General features: G+C 44.4%; 21 protein-coding genes. 10 read left to right on the top strand and 11 right to left on the bottom strand.

Features of this window, described 5'->3' with window-relative positions; all coding sequences use genetic code 11:
* Positions 1-145 precede the first annotated feature (145 nt).
* Positions 146-1279, top strand: a complete 1134-nt coding sequence (gene msrB / locus A1QO_RS17215; protein ID WP_017039873.1) for a peptide-methionine (R)-S-oxide reductase MsrB — start codon at positions 146-148, stop codon at positions 1277-1279.
* A gap of 202 nt (positions 1280-1481) precedes the next feature.
* Here the strand turns inward: msrB and dbpA are convergent, their stop codons facing one another.
* Positions 1482-2861 carry an ATP-dependent RNA helicase DbpA gene (dbpA, locus tag A1QO_RS17210; RefSeq protein ID WP_017039874.1) on the bottom strand — a complete coding sequence of 460 codons (1380 nt, stop codon included), beginning with the start codon at positions 2859-2861 and terminating at the stop codon, positions 1482-1484.
* A gap of 259 nt (positions 2862-3120) precedes the next feature.
* The gene (gene folE / locus A1QO_RS17205; protein ID WP_017033607.1) at positions 3121-3774 is read right to left on the bottom strand and encodes a GTP cyclohydrolase I FolE; all 654 of its coding nucleotides are present in this window, start codon (positions 3772-3774) and stop codon (positions 3121-3123) included.
* 153 nt (positions 3775-3927) lie between these two features.
* Between folE and moeA the strand changes: the two genes are divergently transcribed.
* The 6 genes from moeA to A1QO_RS17175 all read left to right on the top strand — a co-directional run bounded on the left by moeA (position 3928) and on the right by A1QO_RS17175 (position 9957).
* Positions 3928-5163 (top strand): molybdopterin molybdotransferase MoeA, encoded by a 1236-nt coding sequence (gene moeA, locus A1QO_RS17200; RefSeq protein ID WP_017039875.1) that lies wholly within the window; start codon positions 3928-3930, stop codon positions 5161-5163.
* Positions 5164-5172: 9 nt separating this feature from the next.
* Entirely contained in the window at positions 5173-5922 is a 750-nt protein-coding gene (moeB, locus tag A1QO_RS17195; RefSeq protein WP_017039876.1) for a molybdopterin-synthase adenylyltransferase MoeB, read from the top strand.
* Positions 5923-6115: 193 nt separating this feature from the next.
* Positions 6116-8227, top strand: a complete 2112-nt coding sequence (locus A1QO_RS17190; protein ID WP_017033610.1) for an LruC domain-containing protein — start codon at positions 6116-6118, stop codon at positions 8225-8227.
* 5 nt (positions 8228-8232) lie between these two features.
* Complete coding sequence (locus A1QO_RS17185; RefSeq protein ID WP_017039877.1) at positions 8233-8718, top strand: hypothetical protein; 486 nt, start codon at positions 8233-8235, stop codon at positions 8716-8718.
* A gap of 71 nt (positions 8719-8789) precedes the next feature.
* Positions 8790-9092: a hypothetical protein gene (locus A1QO_RS17180; protein ID WP_017039878.1), complete on the top strand. Its 303-nt coding sequence runs from the start codon at positions 8790-8792 to the stop codon at positions 9090-9092.
* A gap of 34 nt (positions 9093-9126) precedes the next feature.
* Positions 9127-9957: a sulfurtransferase gene (locus tag A1QO_RS17175; RefSeq protein WP_017033613.1), complete on the top strand. Its 831-nt coding sequence runs from the start codon at positions 9127-9129 to the stop codon at positions 9955-9957.
* Between the two features lie 100 nt (positions 9958-10057).
* Here A1QO_RS17175 and A1QO_RS17170 read toward each other — a convergent pair whose 3' ends face one another.
* From A1QO_RS17170 to nrdD, 4 genes are all read right to left on the bottom strand, one after another.
* Entirely contained in the window at positions 10058-10720 is a 663-nt protein-coding gene (locus A1QO_RS17170; RefSeq protein WP_017033614.1) for an ATP-dependent zinc protease family protein, read from the bottom strand.
* Between the two features lie 32 nt (positions 10721-10752).
* Positions 10753-11937 carry an aromatic amino acid transaminase gene (locus A1QO_RS17165; protein WP_198926675.1) on the bottom strand — a complete coding sequence of 395 codons (1185 nt, stop codon included), beginning with the start codon at positions 11935-11937 and terminating at the stop codon, positions 10753-10755.
* A 173-nt stretch (positions 11938-12110) separates the two neighbouring features.
* Positions 12111-12581 carry an anaerobic ribonucleoside-triphosphate reductase-activating protein gene (nrdG, locus tag A1QO_RS17160; RefSeq protein WP_017039880.1) on the bottom strand — a complete coding sequence of 157 codons (471 nt, stop codon included), beginning with the start codon at positions 12579-12581 and terminating at the stop codon, positions 12111-12113.
* A gap of 32 nt (positions 12582-12613) precedes the next feature.
* A complete protein-coding gene (nrdD, locus tag A1QO_RS17155) occupies positions 12614-14734 on the bottom strand; it encodes an anaerobic ribonucleoside-triphosphate reductase (RefSeq protein ID WP_026026638.1) in 2121 nt (706 codons plus the stop codon).
* Between the two features lie 294 nt (positions 14735-15028).
* Between nrdD and A1QO_RS17150 the strand changes: the two genes are divergently transcribed.
* The gene (locus A1QO_RS17150; protein ID WP_017039605.1) at positions 15029-15919 is read left to right on the top strand and encodes an endonuclease/exonuclease/phosphatase family protein; all 891 of its coding nucleotides are present in this window, start codon (positions 15029-15031) and stop codon (positions 15917-15919) included.
* Positions 15920-16058: 139 nt separating this feature from the next.
* Here A1QO_RS17150 and A1QO_RS17145 read toward each other — a convergent pair whose 3' ends face one another.
* From A1QO_RS17145 to A1QO_RS17125, 5 genes are all read right to left on the bottom strand, one after another.
* The gene (locus tag A1QO_RS17145) at positions 16059-17102 is read right to left on the bottom strand and encodes an efflux RND transporter periplasmic adaptor subunit (protein ID WP_017039606.1); all 1044 of its coding nucleotides are present in this window, start codon (positions 17100-17102) and stop codon (positions 16059-16061) included.
* Positions 17102-20428, bottom strand: a complete 3327-nt coding sequence (locus tag A1QO_RS17140) for an efflux RND transporter permease subunit (protein WP_017039607.1) — start codon at positions 20426-20428, stop codon at positions 17102-17104. The genes A1QO_RS17145 and A1QO_RS17140 overlap by 1 nt, the downstream gene beginning before the upstream one ends.
* 62 nt (positions 20429-20490) lie before the next feature.
* Entirely contained in the window at positions 20491-20982 is a 492-nt protein-coding gene (locus tag A1QO_RS17135; RefSeq protein WP_017033621.1) for a YeeE/YedE family protein, read from the bottom strand.
* Between the two features lie 23 nt (positions 20983-21005).
* Positions 21006-21428: a YeeE/YedE family protein gene (locus tag A1QO_RS17130; RefSeq protein WP_017033622.1), complete on the bottom strand. Its 423-nt coding sequence runs from the start codon at positions 21426-21428 to the stop codon at positions 21006-21008.
* Between the two features lie 75 nt (positions 21429-21503).
* Entirely contained in the window at positions 21504-21821 is a 318-nt protein-coding gene (locus A1QO_RS17125; protein WP_017039608.1) for an ArsR/SmtB family transcription factor, read from the bottom strand.
* A 157-nt stretch (positions 21822-21978) separates the two neighbouring features.
* Here A1QO_RS17125 and A1QO_RS17120 point away from each other — a divergent pair, with 157 nt between their 5' ends.
* Together A1QO_RS17120 and A1QO_RS17115 are read left to right on the top strand one after the other, a co-directional pair.
* Positions 21979-22164, top strand: coding sequence for a YgaP family membrane protein (locus A1QO_RS17120; protein ID WP_017033624.1), 186 nt, complete (start codon positions 21979-21981; stop codon positions 22162-22164).
* A 19-nt stretch (positions 22165-22183) separates the two neighbouring features.
* Positions 22184-23836 carry an FAD-dependent oxidoreductase gene (locus A1QO_RS17115; protein ID WP_017039609.1) on the top strand — a complete coding sequence of 551 codons (1653 nt, stop codon included), beginning with the start codon at positions 22184-22186 and terminating at the stop codon, positions 23834-23836.
* The last annotated feature ends 37 nt before the right edge of the window (positions 23837-23873 follow it).

The following is a 23873-nucleotide window of genomic DNA, read 5'->3' as shown; positions in this document are numbered from 1 at the left end:
GATTGGTGTTTTAATCCTCTTTTAATCGAAACGAAGCGCGTTGTCTTCGTTCTGCCTTTTTGTCATATCCGCTATTTTTCTAATATTTGAAATTTTTTCCTCCAATTATTGTTCTCTTTATAGGGAACTAATTAGAGGGAATACTATGCTTAAGCAATCTCGTCATACGCTAATACTTGCTGCTTTTGGGCTACTGGCCATTTCGGCCTTCTTTCCCGTGCAGTCATCTTCAGAGATGCAACCCGCTGCTAAGGTCGATGTCGCGACATTAGCTGGTGGATGTTTTTGGTGTACCGAATCCGATCTAGAGGCTTTAGAAGGTGTCATTGACGTAGTGTCTGGTTATGCCGGGGGAAGCCTTGATAACCCAACCTACAAACAAGTTGCTTCTGGCAAAACAGACCACATAGAGGTGATATCGGTAACGTTTGATCCTGATCGGGTTAGCTACGAAGCGATCCTAGATCAGTTGTTGCGCCATATCGACCCCACTGATGACAAGGGATCGTTTGTCGATAGAGGGCCACATTATCGCCCTGCTATCTTCTTCCATAACACAGAGCAGAAAAACATTGCGACAGCGTTTTTAGCAGAAGTGGATGCACTGGGTGTATTTGGGAAACCGCTCAAAGTCGAACTGATTGAGTTTGAGTCATTTTGGCCAGCTGAGGATTATCACCAAGACTATTACAAGCGCAACAAAGTGCGTTATAAGTATTACCGCTACAATTCTGGTCGCGACCAGTATTTGGACAAAATTTTCGGGGATGATCGCATAGAAAATCCAGTGACACTGCGAGAAATGATCGACGCTAAAGCGAAGATAGTTGATGTAAAACCTTACAACAAGCCAATTGAGAGCGAAATAAAACAGCGCCTGACAGAGATTCAATATTACGTGACTCAAGAAGACGGCACCGAACGCGCATTTGACAATGAATATTGGGACAACAAAGAAGCAGGTATTTACGTTGATATCGTTTCTGGCGAGCCACTATTTTCATCGACAGACAAGTATAAATCAGGCACAGGTTGGCCGAGTTTTACCAAGCCTATTAACGCGGCCTATATAGAAGAGCATACTGACTACAAACTGTTTTATCCGAGGACTGAAGTAAGAAGCCGATTTGCTGACTCACATTTAGGTCACGTGTTCAAAGACGGCCCAGCGCCAACAGGGCTACGATACTGCATGAACTCTGCCGCCCTTCGCTTTATTCCTGTTGAAAACATGAGTAATGAAGGGTACGAGGAGTATTTGTATTTGTTTAACGGATAGCATGAGTTGGTTGAAGCTTAATCTGATTAAAGCTTAGCCTGTTCAAAAAGCAGACACAAAAAAGCCGATCTGATGGTAACAGATCGGCTTTTTGTTGGAACGTAATAGTCAATGAGGCACTTTTTCTATGACATGCACTTTCCACCAGACGCCTTGGAATCACATGACTTACACGCACATAACGGCAATGGCATAACAGGTATTATTTCATGATGCGCGCTTTGAACTGACGGCCTTTAATCTTGCCCGTTTGAATCTGCTTTAGAGCCACTTTCGCAACACTCTTTTCAACAGCAATATACGTCACCATTGCTAATGAATTAATCTTACCGATTTTTTTGCCATCGATTCCAGCTTGCTTGGTTAAAGCACCAAGGATATCACCAGGACGAAGCTTCATTTTCTTACCGCCAAGGAGCTGAATTGTCGTCATTGGCGCTTCCATCGGCTCCTGTTTACCTCTTTCAGGTAATGCAGATGGCTTAATTTCGATATCCATGTATTCGTCGATAAGCGCGACACGTTGCATTTCTCTGTCACTAAAGAAGCTAAAGGCATTCCCTTTCTCCCCTGCTCTCCCTGTACGCCCTATACGGTGGACATGAACTTCTGGGTCACGTGACAGCTCAAAGTTAAAGACTGCATCTAGGTTATCAACATCAAGTCCACGAGCCGCAACATCCGTTGCAACAAGAATAGAAATACTCTTGTTAGCAAACATAGTTAGAGCCTGATCACGTTCACGTTGTTCCATATCGCCATGCAACTCTGTCACACTAAATCCGCGGTGTTGTAGCTCGTCGGTGACGTTTTGAACTTCTTTCTTCGTATTACAGAACACCACTGAAGATTCAGGTTGGAAATTGAGAAGTAACGTTTCAAGTGCGTCATCACGATCTTCTTGGCAAGACACTTTGTAGAAATGTTGCTTGATCGTTGATGTTTGATGGGTCGACTCAACTTTCACCATTTCTGGTTTTTCCATGATTCGAGCAGCAACCGTTTTAATTTCTTTCGGAAAAGTAGCACTGAATAACAGGGTTTGACGCTGTTTCGGTGCTTGGTCGATGATGGCATCAAGAGCATCCTCGAAGCCCATGTCTAACATGCGGTCAGCTTCATCAAGAACCAGCGTATTCAGTTCATCTAGATTGATGCGATCTCGTGACAGGTGATCTAAAATTCGCCCTGGTGTGCCTACTAAAATATGCGCGCCATGTTCTAAAGAACCAATTTGAGGCCCCATTGGCATACCGCCACACAGCGTCAGTACTTTTATATTGTGAATGCCACGAGCAAGGGTACGAATTTCTTTGGCCACTTGATCCGCCAGCTCTCGTGTTGGACATAAAACCAACGATTGAACACGAAAGCGTTTAACGTTTAAGTTACTCAGCAAACCCAATGAGAATGCTGCTGTTTTACCCGAACCCGTTTTCCCCTGAGCAATAACATCTTTACCTGCTAAAACACTCGGTAAGCTCTGCTGTTGAATAGGCGTCATCTCGGTATAACCTAGTGCGTCCAATGTCTGCAGTAGTTCAGGTTTTAACGGCAGTGTTGAAAAAGAAGTTGTTGTCACGGTAGTGTCCTATAAGGCGCTCAATAATGAGGCGTATTATGCCTATTTATTTGAATATTGCCCGATTAATTTGGTGTTAACAGTTCATTCAATAGTTGAATGTTGAGAGCTGCGAATATTATGTGTTGCTACTGGTCAAAATTTAGAGCGTGAATTCTAAAATTTCGAACGAAAATTGTTAATGCATAAAACGCTAATACTGAAAGCATAGAACGTAAAACGCCTCTAAAAAGAGGCGATGTTTAACTCGTTGTTCCCGCTATCTAAGTCCATGTAAAAACTCATGGCGAGTCGCTGGAATGGTCTTGAATATTCCACCTAGAGCGGTTGTTGTGGTTGAACTTGTCGCATCCATCACACCGCGAGATTTCACGCAATAATGCACGGCATCAATAGTGACAGCCACATCATCAGACTCTAGTAGCGTTTGCAGTGCCACTAATATTTGTTGAGTCATGCGTTCTTGAACCTGTGGACGTTGTGCGAAGAAGCGAACAATACGATTGATCTTCGACAAGCCAATGATCTTTCCTCGTGGAATATATGCAACCGCAGCTTTACCATCAATGGTCACCAAATGGTGCTCACAAGTACTGGTCACGGTAATGTCTTTGACTCGTACCATTTCACTCACGTTCATTTTATTTTCAATGACCGTGATTTTTGGGAAATTGGAATAATCAAGGCCAGAGAACACTTCATCTACGTACATCTTTGCGATGCGATGAGGGGTTTCTTCTAGGCTGTCATCGGTCAAATCAAGTTCGAGAAGCGATAAAATCTCACGCATGTGGTGCTCAATCTTCTCTTTCTTTTCTTCACGACTGACCTGGTTAGGACGCATTGGCGTTTCTAATCCACGGCTTTCTAGCGCATCTTTTACTAACTTTGCGGATTCGCTCAGATCTGACATTCCGTTTCCTCTCAATTTACCCCTTTTGGATGGCTGACAAGGATACGCGTAATTAGAAATAATGACTACTCATAATTTGTCTCTAGCCGTTATAGATACTGGTTATTCTATGATAAGGTTTATGACTAACAATACGATAAATAGGATAATTAGATGGGCTGCTGTGACGCTCCGGGCTTAATGCCTCTTGAAGATGCCATGAACTCTATGCTTTCTCGCATTAAACCAATTCAAACAACGCTGCGACTTCCTCTTGCAGACGCTCTGGGCTTTGTTCTTGCTGAAGATGTATTGTCTCCCATTTTTGTTCCTCCGTTTGATAATTCTGCGATGGATGGCTACGCACTTCGACTATCAGATTTAGAGTCGACCAATGTCCTACCCTTAGCGGGTAAATCTTTTGCAGGTTTGCCTTTTGAGGGGGATTGGCCACCTGGAACTTGTATTCGAATTATGACAGGCGCAAAAATACCTGAAGGTTGCGATGCGGTGGTCATGCAAGAAAACACTGAAGCCTCTGAGCAAGGCATTGTGATCAATCAAACCGCTATTGCGCCTCAGAACAATATTCGCCCACTCGGTGATGATATTCGTGAGGGTGATATCGTTCTCGAAAAAGGTGCCCGTCTTACGCCACGTGATATTCCTATGATTGCCTCTCTCGGTGTTAGTCACATTCTTGTTGTGCGAAAGCCTAAAGTCGCATTTTTTTCAACCGGCGATGAACTTAAATCGCTAGGTGAGCCATTAGAAGATGGCCAGATATACGACAGTAACCGCTATGGCATCAAGCCACTTATTGAAAATTTTGGCTGTGAAGCGATTGATTTGGGCATCATTCCTGATTGCCAAACAACGTTAAAAGCGACCTTTGAACAAGCCCAATCTATGTCTGATGTTGTCGTGACTTCTGGAGGCGTAAGCGTTGGCGAGGCGGATTACACAAAAGACATTTTAGAAGAGCTGGGGGAAATCGGTTTCTGGAAACTCGCCATTAAACCAGGTAAACCGTTTGCGTTTGGTGCGTTAGAAAATGCTTGGTTCTGTGGGCTACCTGGCAACCCGGTATCAGCGATGCTCACCATGTACGTTCTGGTTCAGCCCATGCTGGCTAAACTTGCAGGACACACTCAGTGGCAATCTCCTGAATCGATTCCCGCCATCACAAAAACCGCCTTCAAAAAAAGTCCAGGGCGTACCGACTACCAACGTGGCGTTTATCACTTGGAAAATGGAAAGTTCGTGGTTGAAACCACCGGTAATCAGAGCTCAGGGGCGTTTCGTTCGATGAGCTTGTCCAATTGCTTTGTCGTATTGGAACGCGAACGTGGCCGTGTTGAAGTGGGTGAAACGGTACAGATTCAGCTATTTAACTCAACATTGTATTAAGGACTGGTCTTGGATATTTTATCTGACGCTGAAATGTTGCGTTACAATCGACAAATTATACTTAAACAATTTGATTTCGAAGGCCAAGAAGCCTTGAAGCAAAGTTCTGTACTGATACTAGGTGCGGGTGGTTTAGGCTGTGCGGCCAGTCAATATTTGGCAACAGCGGGCATTGGTAAACTGACACTGATCGATGATGATGTGGTCGAACTGTCAAATTTACAGCGGCAAGTGTTGCATAGCGACGACGATATTGGGGTCGCTAAAGTAGAATCAGCTCGATCATCTTTATTGAAGCTCAACCCACATCTAGAGGTCGGGATTATTGAACAGCGTCTAGATGATGAAACACTCAACGATTTGATTCGTCAGCATACACTTGTTCTTGATGGATCAGATAATGTAGCGACTCGAGATCAGCTTAATCGGCTTTGTTACGCAACAAAAACCCCGCTCGTATCTGGGGCAGCGATTCGTATGGAAGGTCAAGTTAGCGTATTCACGTTCCAAAATGATGAACACCCTTGCTACCAATGTTTAAGCGCTCTTTTCGGTAGCGGCGCATTAACATGTGTGGAAGCCGGTGTCATGGCTCCTGTTGTTGGTATCATTGGTGCTGTTCAAGCCATGGAAGCGATCAAAGTCATTGCTCATTACGGCACTCCCCTTGCAGGAAAGGTCCTTATTTTAGATGCTCTCACCATGAACTGGCGTGAAATGAAATTATCAAAATTGCCCCACTGCCCGACCTGCTCTTGAGATAAACCCCAGCAGACCCAATCATTTCTCATTATGAAAACCGGCTTATCTGCCGGTTCTTGTTTTGACAGTCAATCTGACTCATTTTGCTAGTCCACAACTTAATACATTGAATTATATGGATTAAATTACTGGCATACTCCTTGTAATGGTATTACCTCAATAACTGAGCGTGAGTGACAAGGAGATACCTATGCATCGGCTTATATCGATAATCGTTTTGTGTTTGACCCCGCTGGCGGCGATTTCTGCCCCATTTGATACCTGCCCAAGTGAAGCTTATCTGTTCCAATCGAAGCCTGTTCAAGTCTATGGCGTCAACCTGGTCACAGGTGAAACCAACTTATTGCAAGCAAATACCGGGACGGTGGGAAACATCAATGCCGTCGGTTTCGATTATGATGATCGTTATATCTATGGGTATGATACGACTTACAAACAAGTGGTTCGCTTAGGGCAAAATTTTCAATCTGAAACGCTCAATGTGTCTGGTTTACCTATTCATACTTTCTACGTCGGTGATGTCTATAACCATGTGTTTTACCTCTATCGAAAAAATGAAGGGCTATTCAAAATAGATTTGTCTCCGCTCGACTCTGATCCTTCCGCGCAGCTAACCCTCGAACTGATAACCGAGACAGCAACGGTAAACTTAACCGACTTCGCCTTTCACCCGAGTAACGGGAAACTGTATGGCGTTGATAATTCCACCGGAAATTTGTTTGAATTTGATACCGAGGTGGGCGGTGAAACTCGGCTCGGGAATGTCGGGGTCACCGGTACTTTTGGCGCCGGATACTTTGATGTCAATGGCTATTACTACATTGCGCGTAATTCCGACGGGGCGATCTTTCGAATCGATCTTTCTGATCCTGACAACATGACCGATGAAACGATTGCAGCAGCCCTATTTGCCAATGGCCCGGCATCAGGACAAAATGACGGTGCACGCTGTGCCAATGCACCGGTTATTGATGAAGACTCTACCATCGACTTTGGCGATGCGCCTGACAGTTATTCCACACTCCTCGATTCAAATGGCCCTAGACACGGTATTGGGTCTGGTTATTACCTTGGCTTGGTTGCTCCTGATGGAGAAGGTGATGGCCTTTTGGCACCATTGGATGATAACAAAGCCGGTCGACAAGATGAAGATGGCGTCGGATTCGTTACGGCCATTGAAGCGGGTATGAATGCCCTAGTGTCGGTGCAAGCATCCACCACCGGTTACCTTTCAGCGTGGATAGACTGGAACAAAGATGGCGACTTTACAGATGAGGGAGAAAAGGTTTTTTCAGACACGATACTGTCTCAAGGAACGAATGCTCTGATTCTGTCAGTACCCAATGATGCAACCATGGGATCAACATGGAGCCGTTTTCGCTTTAGCGACCAGACTGGAATTGAACACGTGGGCGGAGCGCAAAAAGGGGAAGTCGAAGATCACCCCATTCTCATCACCAAAGATGGTATTGCGATACGCCATTACCCTAGCGAATCGGGCTATGCTACCGTCGCTTTTGAAGACAATTGGCCTTACACCGCCGACTACGACATGAATGACCTTGTTGTTCGTTACCGCGTAACAGAAACACTGCAAGATGGAAAAGTGTCTCGCTCAAAAATTGAAGGCTATGTTGCAGCCTACGGCGCAGACTACCGCAATGGTTTTGCAATCCGACTGGCTGGGATTAATCGCACTGACATTGATGAAGCGCTAACAACCATGACGCACAATGGCGTTGTTCAACCAACCAATGGTTTGGAAGCAATATCTGAAGAAGCAATTTTTATTGTTTCTGATGACATGTCGGTGGTGCGATCAGAAAGTTGCAGCTATTACAGAACAGAACAAACGTGTCAGGAGTCTCTCAAATTTTCGTTCAGTCTGGATATTACAACGACAGATTCCGCAGACACCTCTGGATTAATGGCGATGCCCTACGACCCCTTTATTTTTGCCACTCCTAACTCGTACCATGGCGAAGGCGTCACCTTTCAACCGGGCCGAAAATGGGAAGTCCACCTAGCGGATCAAGCACCGACCGAGCAGTTTGACGAATCACTTTACGCAAGAGGCATTGATAGCAGTGATCCCAGCGCCACTCGTTTCTTTAAAACGGCCGGCAATCTACCTTGGGCTCTACTGATAACCGATGAGTGGAAATGGCCACAAGAACGGGTAGATTTGGTGCTCACCTACCCTGAATTTGCAGCCTATGCAGAATCAGCGGGACAACAAAGCCAGAATTGGTACTTAGAAAACAAGGCATCCTCTAATCGTTTCTTCCAACCACAGGAGTAAAGACTATGGATATTAAATGGATCACTTTATCTCTCTCATTCTTTCTTCTTGCCTGCGGTGGCGGAGGTGATGGGGGCAGCCCTCCTACTAACAAAACCATCACGACGGAAGAGCAAGGTGAATCGGCAGGATCCGCTGGCTTTATAGAAAACACCCTAGCAGTCCAACGGACAACACAAGATCTTTCGATCCCAGATGGGTTCAGTTTTAATCCTGTTGTAGAATACACGTTTGACGTTGATATCAGCGGCTACTCGACACAACGCGCTTATGTGTCAATTTACGGAAACTACGTGCCCCTGCAAGATGGTAGTTTCGTCCCCAACTTTAACAGTCGTATTACGTCATCATCATTAGATAACGGGAAAGCTGCACTCGAGTTTATTATCTCTGACTCGCAATCATCGGTGTTAGCTGAAATATGGTTCTATGATGGAAGCGACCCCATCCAATATCAATTCACGCCCTCACAAAATAGTTGGATTTGGTAGCTAGCTCCGAGCATTCAGGCAATAGACACGGTAAACTCTTTCTGAATGCTCGTTCCCAATGGTTATTTTGGATGGATAAACCAAAGACTTACATTGCAGCTCTGTTGATTGCCACGTTTATATTGTTGCTAGTCACGTATTTTCTACCTGATGATTCAGACAGTATTCAGATACAAGGCACCATCACCGATCAGTCGATGATTCAGTCTCTAGATGGCCAGAGGCATTACTTAATCGTTGATGTTCCCGATGCCGGTGTTTTTCGAGTCAGTATAGGCGGCTCCGTTCAATGTAAGCTAGGGACGTCTGTCTTACTGAAAGCCAATACCAGTAAACTTAGCACTGCCACCCATTTTCAGTTTATTTCATGCTGATTTTGCACGTGGAAATCGAATATAAGGAGTAATAATGCACCCACTTGTTACCGCCCAGTGGCTCAAGGAACAACAAGATAATCCTAATTTGGTCATCTTAGATGCAAGCATAAACTTTAAAATCCCAAGTGAAACGGCTAAGGACACCATCAATAAAATCCCTAATGCGTTGCGATTTGATTATGATAAGGACTTTAGCGATCCGAGCAGTTCCTTGCCTCATATGATGCCTTCTGAAGATCGGTTCAATGAATCCGCAAAGAAAATCGGAATGAATAATGAGTCTGTCATCGTTGTGTATGACAACAGTGGCACTTTCGCCTCTCCACGAGCATGGGTAATGTTAAAGGCAATGGGGCACGAAAACGTGTATGTGCTTGACGGAGGACTAACCGCATGGAAACAAGCTGGTTATGAAACCGACAAATCCTATGCAACCCCCCAAGAACCGGGTGATTTTTCTGGCACGCTGAATTCAGACTATTTTGTATCCGCAGATACTGTTCTTTCTCAAATTAACAACAGCGCCAGCCTGACGGTAGATGCTCGTGGTAGAGCAAGATTTAACGCTGAAACAGAAGAGCCTAGAGCAGGTATTCGCAGTGGGCATATTCCGAACTCTATCTGCCAGCCGTTTGCGGAATTGATGAATGAAGAGCGACTCAAGCCCGTTGAGCAATTGAAATCGATCCTTGAAACGTCGATTGATCCCACCAAAGATCGTTACATTTTTAGCTGTGGTTCAGGTGTGACGGCCTGCATTGTATTACTAGCGTGTGAGCTATGCGGCTATAAAAATATGTCGGTTTATGATGGCTCATGGACGGAATGGGGCCAAAGAGAGGATCTTCCAATACACCCTTAAATTGTCCACATTGCAGTAAGTACCCAGAGCCGTAAATAAACAAGGGCCATTCAGTGAATGGCCCTTGTTACATTGTTATAAGTTCTAAATCTGAGTAAAGCTATTTGTATTTGTCCTGTACAAATTTCTTACTCACATCAACAATAGCGACGTCTTTAAAAAAGCTGCGACCCAATAGAATTGAAAACTTCATATGGTTGCGATCAGACAAGGTAAACTCTGTTTTTTCTTTGAGATCACCGACCTGGACCCAAGCGACAACGACGGGCCTTTTTTCTGATTCTTCACTGTTTGATTGTCTAATTTTAACCCAACGTTGAACCGGTAACGCAATCTCTTTGCTCAGCGTGTCACCCATGTCTACCTTAAACTTCACCCACTCTTTTCCGTCACGCTCAAACTGAAGGATATCTTGAGCACTTACTGACGAAGTTGTTGCTCCAGTATCCACGCGAGCTTTGAAGCTTTGTTTTAAACCAGGAACGTAAACCCACTCTTGATCACCAAGAATCAGTTTTCCATCTTCTGTTTTTTTCGCTTGAGGTTTTGGTTTCTCTGCTGGTTTAGGCTCTGGCTCGACAACTGGCTCTTCAGGTTTTACTTCAGGCTCAACAGGCTTGTCCGTCTCAGGCTCGACAACAGGCACTTCAACCGGGTTTTCTGGTTCAGGTAACGGCTCTTTGTCAACATTACTGGTTGTCGAACACGCTGTGAGCCCAAGACTTAACATAACCATTAACAATAAGTGATTCTGCTTCTTCATAGAAATACCTAACTATTATCTTGATCTAATTATTATCTTGATACAGTAGCAATGGCCTTAGCCACATACGCAATATGATTTTCAGATAGGCCAGCGATATTGATCCGACCGTCTCCGACACCGTAGATACCGAACTGCTCTCTTAACGTAGACATCTGGTCACTGGTAAAGCCTAGCACGGTAAACATCCCTTTATGGCTTTCGATGAAGTTAAAATGATCCGTATCATGTTCATTTCTAAGTTCATCACACAAGCTTTTTCTCAGGCTAAGTAAACGTTGCTGCATTTCGCTTAGCTCAACTTTCCAGGTTTGAGTCAATTGATCGTCGTTTAAGATAGTTTTAACCAATGCCGCACCATGGTCAGGTGGCATCGTATAAGTAGAGCGTGCCAGAGTCAGCAACTTACCTTTCGCATTGGTCACGTCTTTTAGAGACTGACCAACCACGATGGCGGCACCGGTTCTCTCACGGTAAAGACCAAAGTTTTTAGAGCATGAAGTGGTGATCATCATCTCTTCAACATTGTCAGCCATATAGCGAAGACCTTTTGCGTCTTCTTCTAAGCCATCACCGAAGCCTTGGTAAGCGATATCGACAAAAGGAATAAAACCATTCTTCTGCGAGAGCTCTGTGATTGCCTGCCAAGCTGAAAAATCAATATCAGCACCCGTTGGGTTGTGGCAACAGCCATGAAGCAACACAACATCATTTGGTCCCGCGAAAGAAAGTTCTTTCAGCATTTTTTCGCTATCCACCTGCTTGGTATCGGCACTGAAATAGCTGTAATATTTCACTTTAAGCCCAGCAGCTTCCATCACAGGCTTGTGGTTAACATAACTCGGATTTGAAATCCAAATTGTCGTATCTGGCTGGGCAAGCTTCATTAAGTCCCCCAGCATTCTAAGTGCACCGCTCGCACCTGGCGTTTGAATGGTCGCCACTCTTCCCATTGCTGACGTGCCGGATAACAGCAAATCGGTCATAGACTGATTAAACTCTTCACAACCCGCTAAGCCTACATAAGCTTTGGTTTTTTGTGTTTGTGTTACGATGTCTTGCGCCTGCTTTATCGCCGCCATAATTGGCGTTTCACCTTGACTATTTCGGTATACACCGATGCCAAGATCAACCTTGTCAGGACGCTCGTCTTGACGGTAGGCAATAGATAAAGAGAGGATAGGATCCAGTGTTGGTTCGGATAAGTGTGAAAACATGAAAGTCACAACCCTTTGAAATTCAAGTAATGCCATCACGGTAACATTAGATTCATCAAAATCGAAGCGAAATTTTAATGGATTGTTACTTTAATAGAATGGATTGTTACTTACATAAATTGTTAAATCGGTGTTTAGTACTTAATCAAAATTAAGATCGAGATATTTACTTTTTAACAAGCCGTGAAGGTATGAATAATTTGATTGGCACTGCCCCGCCATTTAAGGCTCGGATCCGCCTTACTCTGCTCAAATTTTCCGTCAATTAAAGTATCGACATAAGGCAATAAACGTTGTTGGTGTTCATCGAGTTCATGCAACTGATAACCGGTCCATAACCAAATATCTTTACCAACACACTCACTTTTCACTCTCTGTACCAGTTTTAATACCTCTGACACATTCGCTGGATGCATAGGATCACCGCCTGATAACGATAATCCTCTACGTTTTATGCGCGTGTCGTTAAGATCAGCAATGATCTTATCCGACAGCTCTTGCGTAAATAAGTGACCAGAATCGAGACGCAGAGTCGATTGGTTGTAACACCCCTTGCATTGGTGAACGCAACCGGAAACAAAAAGCGTACAACGGGTTCCCGGGCCGTTAATAACATCAATCGGATGATACTGGTGATAATTCATGACAAGCGCCGTCGCCTATTTTTATCTTAAAATTACAAGTGCTTAACGCGTCGTTTAACTTCTTCTTGTTTACCGAAGTTAAAGGGTCTTGCATCAGGAGAACCTAGGTATCCGCAAACACGACGAGTAACTGATACTTTGGTCGAGTCGTGGTTACCACATTTCGGGCAGGTAAATCCTTTACTGGTACACTCAAACTCGCCATTAAAGCCACACTCATAACATTCATCAATGGGAGTGTTTGTTCCGTAATATGGCACACGTGAGTAACTGTAATCCCAGACGTTTTCTAACGCTTCAATATTGTTTTGCATATTCGGGAATTCCCCGTAGCAAATGAAGCCACCGGAAGAAATTGGTGGGTATGGCATTTCAAAGTCAATCTTGTCGTAAGGATTCACTTTCTTTTGCACATCAAGGTGGAAACTGTTGGTGTAGTATCCGCGATCCGTTACGCCCTCAATGACACCGAATTCTTTAGTATCAACACGACAAAAACGGCTGCATAAGTTTTCACTTGGCGTAGCGTATAGGCTAAACGCGTACCCCGTTTCTTCGGTCCATTTATCCACTTCGTTTTTTAAATACTTAACGATATTCAGTCCTTGCTGTCGAAGTTCTGCATCGTCGTAAACGTGTTGGTCCACGCCATGCAATGCGGTGATCATCTCGTGAATACCAATGTATCCCAGAGAAATGGATGCTCGACCGTTTTTAAAGATCTCTGCAATCGGCTGGTCTGCTTTCAAACGCACACCACACGCACCTTCCATATACAGAATCGGAGCGACTCTCGCTTTAACATTCTCTAAACGGCTAATACGCGTTTCTAAAGCGCGGCGCGCAAGCTGCAATTTCTCATCCAATAACGTATAAAACTTGTCTACGTTGCCTTGCGCTTTCAACGCGATACGCGGCAGGTTAAGACTGACTACCCCTAGGTTATTACGGCCTTCATGGACAAGTTCACCGTTTTCCTCGTATGTACCAAGGAAACTACGACAACCCATCGGGGTTTTAAATGATCCGGTCACTTCAACCACTTTGTCGTAATTTAAGATATCCGGATACATGCGCTTAGACGCACATTCTAATGCGAGCTGTTTAATGTCATAGTTTGGATCGTCAGAGGTATGGTTGAGGCCATCTTTGATCGCGAACACCAATTTAGGGAATACTGCCGTTTTCGCGTTTTTACCCAGACCTGCAATGCGGTTCTTCAAAATCGACTTCTGGATCAAACGAGAGGCCCAACTGGTGCCCAGACCAAAACCAAACGTCACAAACGGCGTTTGTCCGTTCGCGGTATGTAACGTATTGACTTCGTACTCAAGCGATTGGAACGCGTCATAACACTCTTTTTCAGTCCGCGCCTTGGCGAATGCTTCTGGGTTCGGAATGTCCCACTCTTTGGCGATGTCTAAATGTTTGTCATAGCTGGTGGTTACGTATGGCTCTAACACTTCATCGATTCGGTTAATCGTAGTTCCACCATAAATATGGCTCGCGACTTGCGCGATGATTTGTGCAGTAACCGCCGTTGCCGTTGAAATCGATTTTGGTGTGTCGATTTCAGCATTACCCATTTTAAAACCTCGCGTCAGCATGCCTTGTAGATCAATCAACATGCAGTTAAACATCGGGAAAAACGGGGCGTAATCTAGGTCGTGATAATGAATATCGCCTTCTTCGTGAGCCTGAACAATATCACGTGGTAAAATGTGGGTCTTTGCATAGTGCTTTGCCACGATACCCGCTAATAAATCCCGTTGAGTCGGGATGACTTTTCCGTCTTTGTTCGCATTTTCGTTAATTAAATCGACGTTACTCTCTTCGATTAATCCTTCGATCTCTCGCGTTAACGTACTTTGCTTTTCACGGGCGATGTCGCGATCATGTCGGTATTCAATATAACCACGAGCAAGTGACTTAAATGGCCCTTGCATTAATTCATTTTCAACCAGCGTTTGAATTTCAGAGATATGAACTTCATCGTAATCCGCTAGTTTTAACTCAACAGCTAACGCGACATTCAGCGCGTAAATAGCGATTTCTTTATCGGCATTATCTGCGGCACTTTCCACCGCTGCCTGAATACGATCCCTACTAAACGGAGCTCTTGAGCCGTCACGTTTGATTACGATTGGTTTCACCATTTCTCCTTACCCTAAGCATACTCACAGAGTTATCCACAAACACACTATATAGGGCGACTATTAAATACACTGACACTATATGTTGTGGTGTATTTAACAAAAAGCACAAATGACAAGTATTGATTTGGATCAAGAAAAGCGGTTCCCTGATGAACTTCAGTTCGATCTTTTCTCTGTACTTCTCACTTAGAAAAGAAACAATGAAAATTGGATGTTTAGCGAAAATGGTACTTGATTTATTCGCAACACTGATAGAATAACGGCTTCCATGAAATTCACAGTAATTATCGTATGACCATTGCACATCTGGCTAGAATATTTGTCACAGCGTTACTTTTTTTGCCGCTTTCACTCCAAGCAGAAAGTCAACTTCGTGTCGCCAGTTGGAACATTGAATGGCTCACTTCAGATGCCAATAGGTCCATGCCAAATTCCCATCGGTCGCCCGAAGACTTTAATCAACTCCAGCGCTACTTCGATAACATGGATCTAGACGTGTTAAGTTTCCAAGAGATTAACGATGTTGCAGCGATTCAGCGTGTTGTCGGCCCTGATTACACCCTATGGATGTCAGACCGTTCATTAGCCTCGAAAAAAAATCATCAATTTGGTGATATCAACCAGTACACAGGTTTTGCGATTCACTCTTCTCTCTCCGTAACGGCGATGCCCTCCATCCAATTAGAAACTCATTCGCGCAGCAAACTTAGGTTTGCCACTTATGTTGTGATCAATCCAGAAGGAGAAATGCCCATTCATCTGCTGTCGGTTCATTTAAAAGCAGGGTGTATTGAGCACTATAAAGAGAAGAAAGACTGTCGACGTTTGAAAGAACAAACGAAAAAATTACGAGCATGGATTCAAGATCGTGAACTAGACAATGATGCGTATGTCATTTTAGGAGACTTTAATCATAACCTCAGCGCACCGAACGATTGGCTTTGGACTGAGCTGGCTCATCAAACCGGTGCGGTACTTGCCAGTAAAAACACGACACCGGACTGTAAAGTACGTGCCAAAAGAGAGGCAGGCTTAACACACCAGTATCGCTCGGTTATCGATCATATTGTTCTGACTAAGCGGTTGGCTTTTTCTGCACCTAAGCAAACTACGTATCGTGCTCAAGATGTTTTAAATTATAATCTTAGCGACCATTGCCCGATCGTAATGGCCATTCACTAATCTTCCCTTGTTGTCTTTGGCTTATCTCATTCAGAGCTTACCGTGTTGAACGGCTCAAGTTCAAAAAGACTCCATTCGTTACGACTGTATACGGTTAATGACATAACGGTTAATGGCATAACGGTCAATCACATCTCGATCAGTTTTGCGGGAAACGAAGCACCTGCTGCCCTGCTACTAAACCTTTTCTCACTCTGCCATCGTCACCCAGTTGAATTAACCGTCGAGTGATGTTTTCACCATCCCATACTTGGACATATTCTAGCTGCCCCACGTGTATCACGGCACTTTCAGGTAAACGAAGAACGTCATGTTCACCGACTGGAACTTTAAGTTTGGCGTACATGCCTGGGTAGACACCACCCTCGACATTAACATCGAGCTTAATCTGATAACTTCTTGAATTTACGTCTGCTGACGGGGTCATTTCACTCACATTCGATGGAATATTAAGGGAAACGGTGGGAAGGTCGACATTGATCTCTTGCCCCAATTGAATATGTGGCAATACCGATTCAGCGATGTCGGCCTGAATTTGTAAGCGCGCCGGCTGATAGAGAGAAACCAATACATTGCCGGGGGCAGCTGTGTCCCCAACATTAATCGGTTTATTGGTGATCAGCCCTGCAAATGGCGCAGTAATGATACTGAACTCGCGTGTCGTTTGTGACTCTATCAGTGCAGCCTGAGTTTGGTTAAATGTGGCTTTGGCCAGTTCCAACTCGCTTTCGGCGTTATCAAAACTGGATTGAGAAACGAGCTTTCTGGTTAACAGCTCTTTCGCTCTGTCGTATTCTTTAATCGCAGAGCTGAGTTTCGCTTGCGCTCCCGATAAGGCCTGTTCATTTTGCGTAACTCGTGCTTCTAGATCTTCGTTCTCTAGACGCATCAAAATGTCACCTTTTTCGACAGCTTCGCCCACTTCAATATATATTTCCGATACTTTAGCTGTGATTCGCGCAGAAATATCAGCTCTCTGTTTTGCAACAACGACACCAGAAAACTCTCGCCAAACAGGCTCATTAATAGGGGCTAATACGATGACTTCCGGAGCGATTTCAGGTTTGGTTGTGTGACGTTTATTGTCTGATACTTTTTCATTAAACATGCCCGCCATAAAAAGGAATAGCATGGTTAATAAGGTAAACAAAATCACCCCAAGCCATTTATTTTTGCTTTTCATTATTCGTCCTCCATTAGCGTCACTCTTTCACGACTGACTGCGCTGCTTTTGTGACTCTCTTGATACGCCAGGTTATAAACGACGGGGATAACCAGAAGAGTGAAAATAGTGGATGCGGTAATACCAAAAATGATCGACCACGCGAGTCCGTTGAAAATAGGATCTAAGGTAATGACAATGTTACCCAATAAGGTAGTTCCCGCTGTCAATAAGATAGGCCGCATACGGACCGCGCCTGATTCGATCAGTGCATCTTGTAGAGGTTGCCCCTTCGCTAAGGACTGCTGTACAAATTCAATCAACACAAGTGAATTTCGTACCACTATCCCCGCTAATGCAATCATCCCTATCATTGCTGTCGCGGTGAAAAGCGAAGGGTTTGGGTATCCGTTAATGTCTGAACTCAATACGTTCAACAGCCAAAACCCGGGCATGATGCCAATAACCGTCAAAGGAATCGCCAACATGATAATACCCGATACGGCAGGCAGTCCGGTTTGAATCAGCATCACGAGAAACACACCAAACAGTGCCGCTGCGTAGGCAATACCGAGATCTCTAAACACATCGACGGTGATTTTCCACTCCCCTTCACCACTCCAGACAATGTCGGTGCCTTTAGCTACGCTCCAGCTATCGCCAGCCCCATTGTTTAAATATGAGCGCTCATTGACGGGCACTGAATACGTTTGCACTGGCGTATCTTGATCGGCCATTACATCGGCAATGATCTCCCCAGGGACTCTTCCAGTGACTTCGGCGTACACATAAACAACGGGTTTTAGGTTTTTATGAAAGATAGGTTGATCCGTCTCTCGATTCACAAATTCTCCGAGTTCACTTAATTGAACCAGAGGTTTAGCGGCATCGACTAACCCACCATCTTGGCTATTTTTGATCGACGCTGTACTACCTCTTACGTAAAGTTGCAATAACGCGGATAACTGATCTCTATCACCTCTTGGCAATCGAATTGAAATCGCGAGCGGGTTCACTTCGTTCTGTTTTGCTAAGTAGGCTAAGGTGTAGCCTTGATTGGCGGACTGAAGTGTCTGATTGATATCCGCTACTGAAATACCAGATAACGCCGCTTTTTCTTGATCAATAATGAACTGTAACGTTTTGGATTCACCTTGAACGCTGGTATCGACTTCTGACACAAACGCTTCTCTTGATAACCGATTTGCTACCTGTTTTGCTTGCTCCTGCAATTGTGAATAGCTTTGGAACCCATTCCCGTACACTTCCGCAGTGATGGTGGAAATAACCGGTGGGCCAGGTGGCACTTCGACGATTTGAATAGCCGCATTATGCTTAAATGCAATGGCTTCGATGTCTGACCGTAGCCTAGTTACTATTTCGTGTGATTGCATATTCCGGTGTTTTTTATCGACCAGAACTATCCGTAGTTCACCTTGATAGGGCTGATTACGTAAAAAATAGTGCCTGACCATGCTGTTAAAATCCATCGGGGACGCTATTGCAGAGAAACCAGATACCGATTGGACTTCAGGGACAGTGATTAAAAAGTCCGAAAACTCTCGCAATACGTTCGATGTCGATACGAAATCGGTATTTTCGGGCATATTCACAATCAGTTGGAACTCATTCTTATTGTCGTAAGGCAGTAACTTTAAGGGTACCGAGCGAAACAAAGGCAGTGACGCTGCAATTAAAAAGAGTAAACCGACTAACGCCAGAAATCCGTGGCTTTTTTTACGACTTTGCAATAGTGGCAGTAACAACCGTTGGTATGTCTTAAATAAGAGTGTATTTTTGATCTGATAATGACCACGTTCTTCAGAGCCTTTCAGTATTTTTTTGGCAAGCCAAGGTGTTATGAAAAACGCGATTACTGTACTAAACACAACGCTTATCGGGACGTTGAAAGCCAACGGCGCCATATACGGCCCCATCATTCCAGTGATAAAGAACATAGGGGTAAACACAATCACAATCGCCACGGTGGACATGAGCAATGCGCTGCGAATTTCAGCCATTGCCAGCACAATGGCATCCGTTCGTTTGAGTTCTTTTCTCTTCAAATACCGTTCGATATTATCGATACTCGCGATAGGATCATCAACGATAAGGCCTAACGCCAAAATCAACGCGAATAAGGTCACTCGATTTATCGAGTAGCCGAACAGTAAATCCACGCCCAATGTCGCGCCATAACTGATAGGAATGGCAATACCGACAACAAGGGCACTGCGCCAATTAAGAAATAACCCGACAAAGACAACCACAGTCAGTATAGAAATACCTAAGCTAGAGATTAAGTTGGTGACTTTTTCATCGGCGGTTTGTCCGTAGTTTCGAATAATATCGACACCGATCTCTTCAGGAAACTGAGTGCTTTCTAATTCTCGTAACGTGGCTATGACGTCGTTGGCAACGGTAACGGCATTCGCACCTTTTTGCTTAGCTACACTGATAAAGACCGCAGGAACCTCTTCAGCGTCATTCAACGCCACTGACCGATACCAGGTATCACTTTTGGCTTCAGATGGGCCGTCATAGATATCAGCAACATCACGCAAATAAACAGGACGTCCGTTAATCACGGAGACCACAAAGTCTCCAAGCTCTTCCGAAGATTGAAACAGTTGACCACTTTCAAGAGAATATCGCTGACCCGAAGTTTGAATGTCCCCTGCTGAAGATTTGACATGAGTGAGTTGAAATGCTTGAGCAAGATCTGAAACCGTGACTTTGTAGTTGGCCATAGCCGTAGCATTGAGCGCCAATTCGATGGTTCTAGGTTGACCACCAATCACTGATACGATATTGGTATTGGGAACCGCTTTCAACGCTAGAGTCGCTTGTTCAGAAACTCGGCGCAAATCATCATGATCAAGCTGTTCCGCGTTTTTCGAGTAAACGGCAGCAACGACAATCGCTACATCGTCGATTTCGATAGGTTTAACTAACCAACGTTCGACAGTAGAAGGAATATGATCTTGATTAGAATAAAGCTTGTTATAGAGCTTAACTAAGGCTTCTTCGCGGTTTTCCCCAACATAAAAACGCACGATAACTTGAGCAGCTCCTTCCATTGATGACGAATAGACATATTCAACACCGTCAATTTGACTCAAGATTTTTTCAATCGGTTCCGTAATTTGATTTTCGACCTGACGGGCGCTTAAGCCTGGTGCATCGATTAACACATCAATCATAGGCACGACGATCTGTGGATCTTCTTCTTTTGGGGTCAACCAGAAAGCAGCGGCCCCAAAAGCGAGTGCGATGACCAATAAAATAGGAGGGAAAAAGCTGTTCATTACTCGATAGACGAGCGAATGTGAGTGTTCTTTATCCATAATCTAACTCCCTTAGATTGGCCTTCTAGTGAGATGCAAACTGCATCTCACTGCTCTGTTGATCAGTTAATCGTATCGGTGACTGGAGAAGGATCGATTTGTTGGCTTTGATCATCGCTTGCTTCGTTTTTATTGCTAATCCACAGTCGTCCTGCTAGGTGCTGACTACCTAATACGAAACCCACCAACATGCTCAATACAAACGCTAAAATTATATTTGAGCCCCCCGCTATACTGCTCATTGCTGGGCCTGGACAAATCCCAGAAAGCCCCCAACCCAAACCAAAAATGCTAGCGCCTACGATTAAATTACCGTCGAGGTTCTTTTTCTGTGGCAACGAAAATTGGCTGCCATTGATCGCGCTTGTGCGCTTTTTAATGATCAGATGATAACAAGGTGTAAACACGAAAAGCGCACCACCCATCACAAATGCGAGGCTTGGGTCCCAATCACCTGTCAGGTCCAAAAACGCAGTGACGACTTCCGGATCCGCCATTCCAGAGATAACCATGCCTGCACCGAAAAGCAGCCCAGAGATCAAGCCAACGATCATTCCTACTATTCTATTCACTGACATTATGCCCACCCTACTTGACGCTTTACCCAAACAACGATGATCGCTGTGATCATGAATGTGCATGTCGCCACAATGGATCTCACAGAAAATCGGCCCATGCCTACGATTCCATGCCCACTCGTACAGCCATTTGCCAGACGGGTACCAAACCCAACTAATACACCAGCGACAGCGACCAGCACGATGTTGTTGTTTGACACATCTGGAAGATCAAAGCCAAGTGGTGCAAGAATAACCGCACTTAATATTAGCCCAACAACAAAAGCAGCACGCCAGCTTGAATCGTGTTTTTTTGGATTTAAAAGCCCTCCAACAACGCCACTAATTCCGGCGACTTTCCCACTAAATAGCATCAATATTACGGCCGATAGCCCGAGTAACATGCCACCAAACAGTGACTCCCATGGAACAGCAAACGCCATATAAACCTCTATACAATTGAAAACAAATTTTGATTACCTGCTCAGCAAAACAGCCAATCAAAATGTATTTTTTAATTAACTGACAGCTCTGCAAAAAACGCTGTGAAGGCTATTAATCAATGCGTGCGCTCTTGGGTCCGCCAACGAGTAAAACACCTGCTGAGATTCCTTGCGAGAAGTAATCAAACCACATTTTCTCAGTACAGATAGGTGTTGAGAAAAAGCAGACTGGCTCAAATTTGAATGCTGCATCAGTTCGGCAACGCCCACTTCCCCTTCCGTTAAGTAACAGAGAACCATTAAACGCTCAGGGTGCGCCATCACTCTTAGTAAATTAGCGGCTTCCTCTGCTTGGCTTTGCATCTCTTTGAGATCGAGAACCTGATTTTTCATAGCAATACTAACTCTCATTGGGCTTTGTTTAGATTCTACTAATAAATTTAAATTAGTCAATACTAATTTAGTCCATTGCAATTTAGATAATTTAACATTAGTATGAGCTAATAGACAAATGGAAAGACATTACACAACGAATGGAAGGAACAAGATTATGACAATTGATAATGGTGTACGCGTACTGGCTGGCTGTATGATTCTTCTATCTGTGCTATTAACAGTCACTGTTCATAGTAATTTTGTTTGGCTAACCGTATTTGTTGGGATAAATCTGATTCAGAGTGCATTCACTGGTATTTGTCCTGCCGTATATTTTTTAAAAAAACTAGGACTACGCTAAGCGTACCTCGGAGAAAATAATGACAAAGATTCTAATTATTGGTGGCGTTGCTGGTGGTGCTTCTGCTGCGGCTCGCGCAAGACGATTAAGTGAAGATGCTGAAATTATCATGTTTGAACGCGGTGAGTTTGTCTCTTTTGCTAACTGCGGCTTGCCTTACCATATTGGCGGTGATATCAAGGAGCGTAATAAACTGCTGCTTCAAACCCCTGAGAGTTTCCTAGCTCGCTTTAACGTCGACGTGCGTACCATGAATGAAGTGGTTAGCATCGACCGATCGAGTAAATCGGTTACCATTAAGAATCTTCTAGATGGCACTGAATACATTGAAACTTACGACTTTTTACTGCTGAGCCCAGGTGCAGCTCCGATTGTACCGCCTATTTCGGGTATCCAGAACCCGTTGACGCACTCGCTGCGCAACATTCCTGATATGGATAAGATCCTAAACACATTAGCTGACAATAAACCTCAACACGCCACAGTCGTCGGCGGTGGCTTCATTGGCTTGGAAATGATGGAAGCTTTCCACCAGCTAGGCATTGAAACAACCCTCATTGAAATGGCGGATCAGGTTATGACCCCTGTTGACCGTGAAATGGCTGGCTTTGCTCATGCGGAAATAAAAAGCAAAGGCATAGACCTTAGGTTAGGCGTTGCGCTTGAAGCCGTTGATTACCAATCGACGAGCCAAAGCCTGGTATTGAGCCTAAACAATGGCGAGCAATTAGAAACTGGCATTCTAATTATGGCGATAGGTGTTCGTCCGGAGACAACACTAGCGTCTCAAGCTGGGCTAAAAATTGGCGATCTAGGTGGCATTTGGACCACACCCACTATGCAAACCAGCGATCCGTCGATCTATGCCGTCGGTGATGCGATAGAGGAGCAAGATTTCGTAACGGGTTCTCAAACTATGGTTCCATTGGCTGGCCCTGCGAATCGTCAAGGTAGAATGGCGGCTGACAACATGCTAGGCCGCCAAGAGAGTTATCAAGGAACACAAGGTACAGCGATTTGTAAGATCTTTGACCTTGCAATTGCATCTACTGGTAAAAACGAGAAGCAGCTTAAACGCGATGGTATTGACTACGAGAAAGTGTTCGTTCATACGGCAAGCCATGCTAGCTACTACCCTGGCGCAGAAATCGTGTCATTTAAAATGCTGTTTGATCCAAAAAATGGCAAGATTTTGGGTGCTCAGGCCGCTGGGAAAGACGGTGTCGACAAACGCATTGATATCATGGCCGTGGCGCAGAGAGCAGGAATGACTGTTGAACAACTTCAGCACCTTGAATTGACCTATGCTCCCCCTTACGGCAGCGCCAAAGATGTCATTAACCAAGCCGCTTTTGTTGCTAATAACATCATCAAAGGCGATTCAACGCCCATTCACTTTGATGAGATTGATCACCTCGATGACACACAAGTATTGTTGGATGTACGTAACCCTGGCGAGCTACAAAATGGCGGATATATCGAAGGCGCTATCAATATTCCTGTTGATCAACTTCGCCACCGCATGAGCGAATTACCGAAAGACAAAGAAGTCGTCATTTATTGCCAAGTCGGGTTACGCGGTAACGTTGCGTATCGTCAACTGGTTAATAATGGCTACAAAGCACGAAATTTGATTGGTGGCTTCCGTACTTACGCATTCGCTAAGTGCTAATGACTAAATAGCTAATATAAGTCATTAAACTCGATAA

The sequence above is a fragment of the Vibrio genomosp. F10 str. ZF-129 genome, from assembly GCF_000287055.2.
In the GTDB taxonomy this organism is placed as follows: domain Bacteria; phylum Pseudomonadota; class Gammaproteobacteria; order Enterobacterales; family Vibrionaceae; genus Vibrio.
The sequence above is the reverse complement of the archived record's forward strand: the minus strand, read 5'-3'. Positions and strand labels throughout refer to the sequence as shown.

Bases quoted from the DNA above. Each gene is read 5' to 3' on its own strand.
- msrB (WP_017039873.1), top strand. From the start codon at position 146: ATGCTTAAGCAATCTCGTCATACGCTAATACTTGCTGCTTTTGGGCTA.
- folE (WP_017033607.1), bottom strand. From the start codon at position 3,774: ATGTCAGATCTGAGCGAATCCGCAAAGTTAGTAAAAGATGCGCTAGAA.
- moeA (WP_017039875.1), top strand. From the start codon at position 3,928: ATGGGCTGCTGTGACGCTCCGGGCTTAATGCCTCTTGAAGATGCCATG.
- A1QO_RS17190 (WP_017033610.1), top strand. From the start codon at position 6,116: ATGCATCGGCTTATATCGATAATCGTTTTGTGTTTGACCCCGCTGGCG.
- A1QO_RS17185 (WP_017039877.1), top strand. From the start codon at position 8,233: ATGGATATTAAATGGATCACTTTATCTCTCTCATTCTTTCTTCTTGCC.
- A1QO_RS17180 (WP_017039878.1), top strand. From the start codon at position 8,790: ATGGATAAACCAAAGACTTACATTGCAGCTCTGTTGATTGCCACGTTT.
- A1QO_RS17175 (WP_017033613.1), top strand. From the start codon at position 9,127: ATGCACCCACTTGTTACCGCCCAGTGGCTCAAGGAACAACAAGATAAT.
- A1QO_RS17170 (WP_017033614.1), bottom strand. From the start codon at position 10,720: ATGAAGAAGCAGAATCACTTATTGTTAATGGTTATGTTAAGTCTTGGG.
- A1QO_RS17165 (WP_198926675.1), bottom strand. From the start codon at position 11,937: ATGTTTTCACACTTATCCGAACCAACACTGGATCCTATCCTCTCTTTA.
- nrdG (WP_017039880.1), bottom strand. From the start codon at position 12,581: ATGAATTATCACCAGTATCATCCGATTGATGTTATTAACGGCCCGGGA.
- A1QO_RS17150 (WP_017039605.1), top strand. From the start codon at position 15,029: ATGACCATTGCACATCTGGCTAGAATATTTGTCACAGCGTTACTTTTT.
- A1QO_RS17145 (WP_017039606.1), bottom strand. From the start codon at position 17,102: ATGAAAAGCAAAAATAAATGGCTTGGGGTGATTTTGTTTACCTTATTA.
- A1QO_RS17140 (WP_017039607.1), bottom strand. From the start codon at position 20,428: ATGGATAAAGAACACTCACATTCGCTCGTCTATCGAGTAATGAACAGC.
- A1QO_RS17135 (WP_017033621.1), bottom strand. From the start codon at position 20,982: ATGATCGTTGGCTTGATCTCTGGGCTGCTTTTCGGTGCAGGCATGGTT.
- A1QO_RS17130 (WP_017033622.1), bottom strand. From the start codon at position 21,428: ATGGCGTTTGCTGTTCCATGGGAGTCACTGTTTGGTGGCATGTTACTC.
- A1QO_RS17125 (WP_017039608.1), bottom strand. From the start codon at position 21,821: ATGAAAAATCAGGTTCTCGATCTCAAAGAGATGCAAAGCCAAGCAGAG.
- A1QO_RS17120 (WP_017033624.1), top strand. From the start codon at position 21,979: ATGACAATTGATAATGGTGTACGCGTACTGGCTGGCTGTATGATTCTT.
- A1QO_RS17115 (WP_017039609.1), top strand. From the start codon at position 22,184: ATGACAAAGATTCTAATTATTGGTGGCGTTGCTGGTGGTGCTTCTGCT.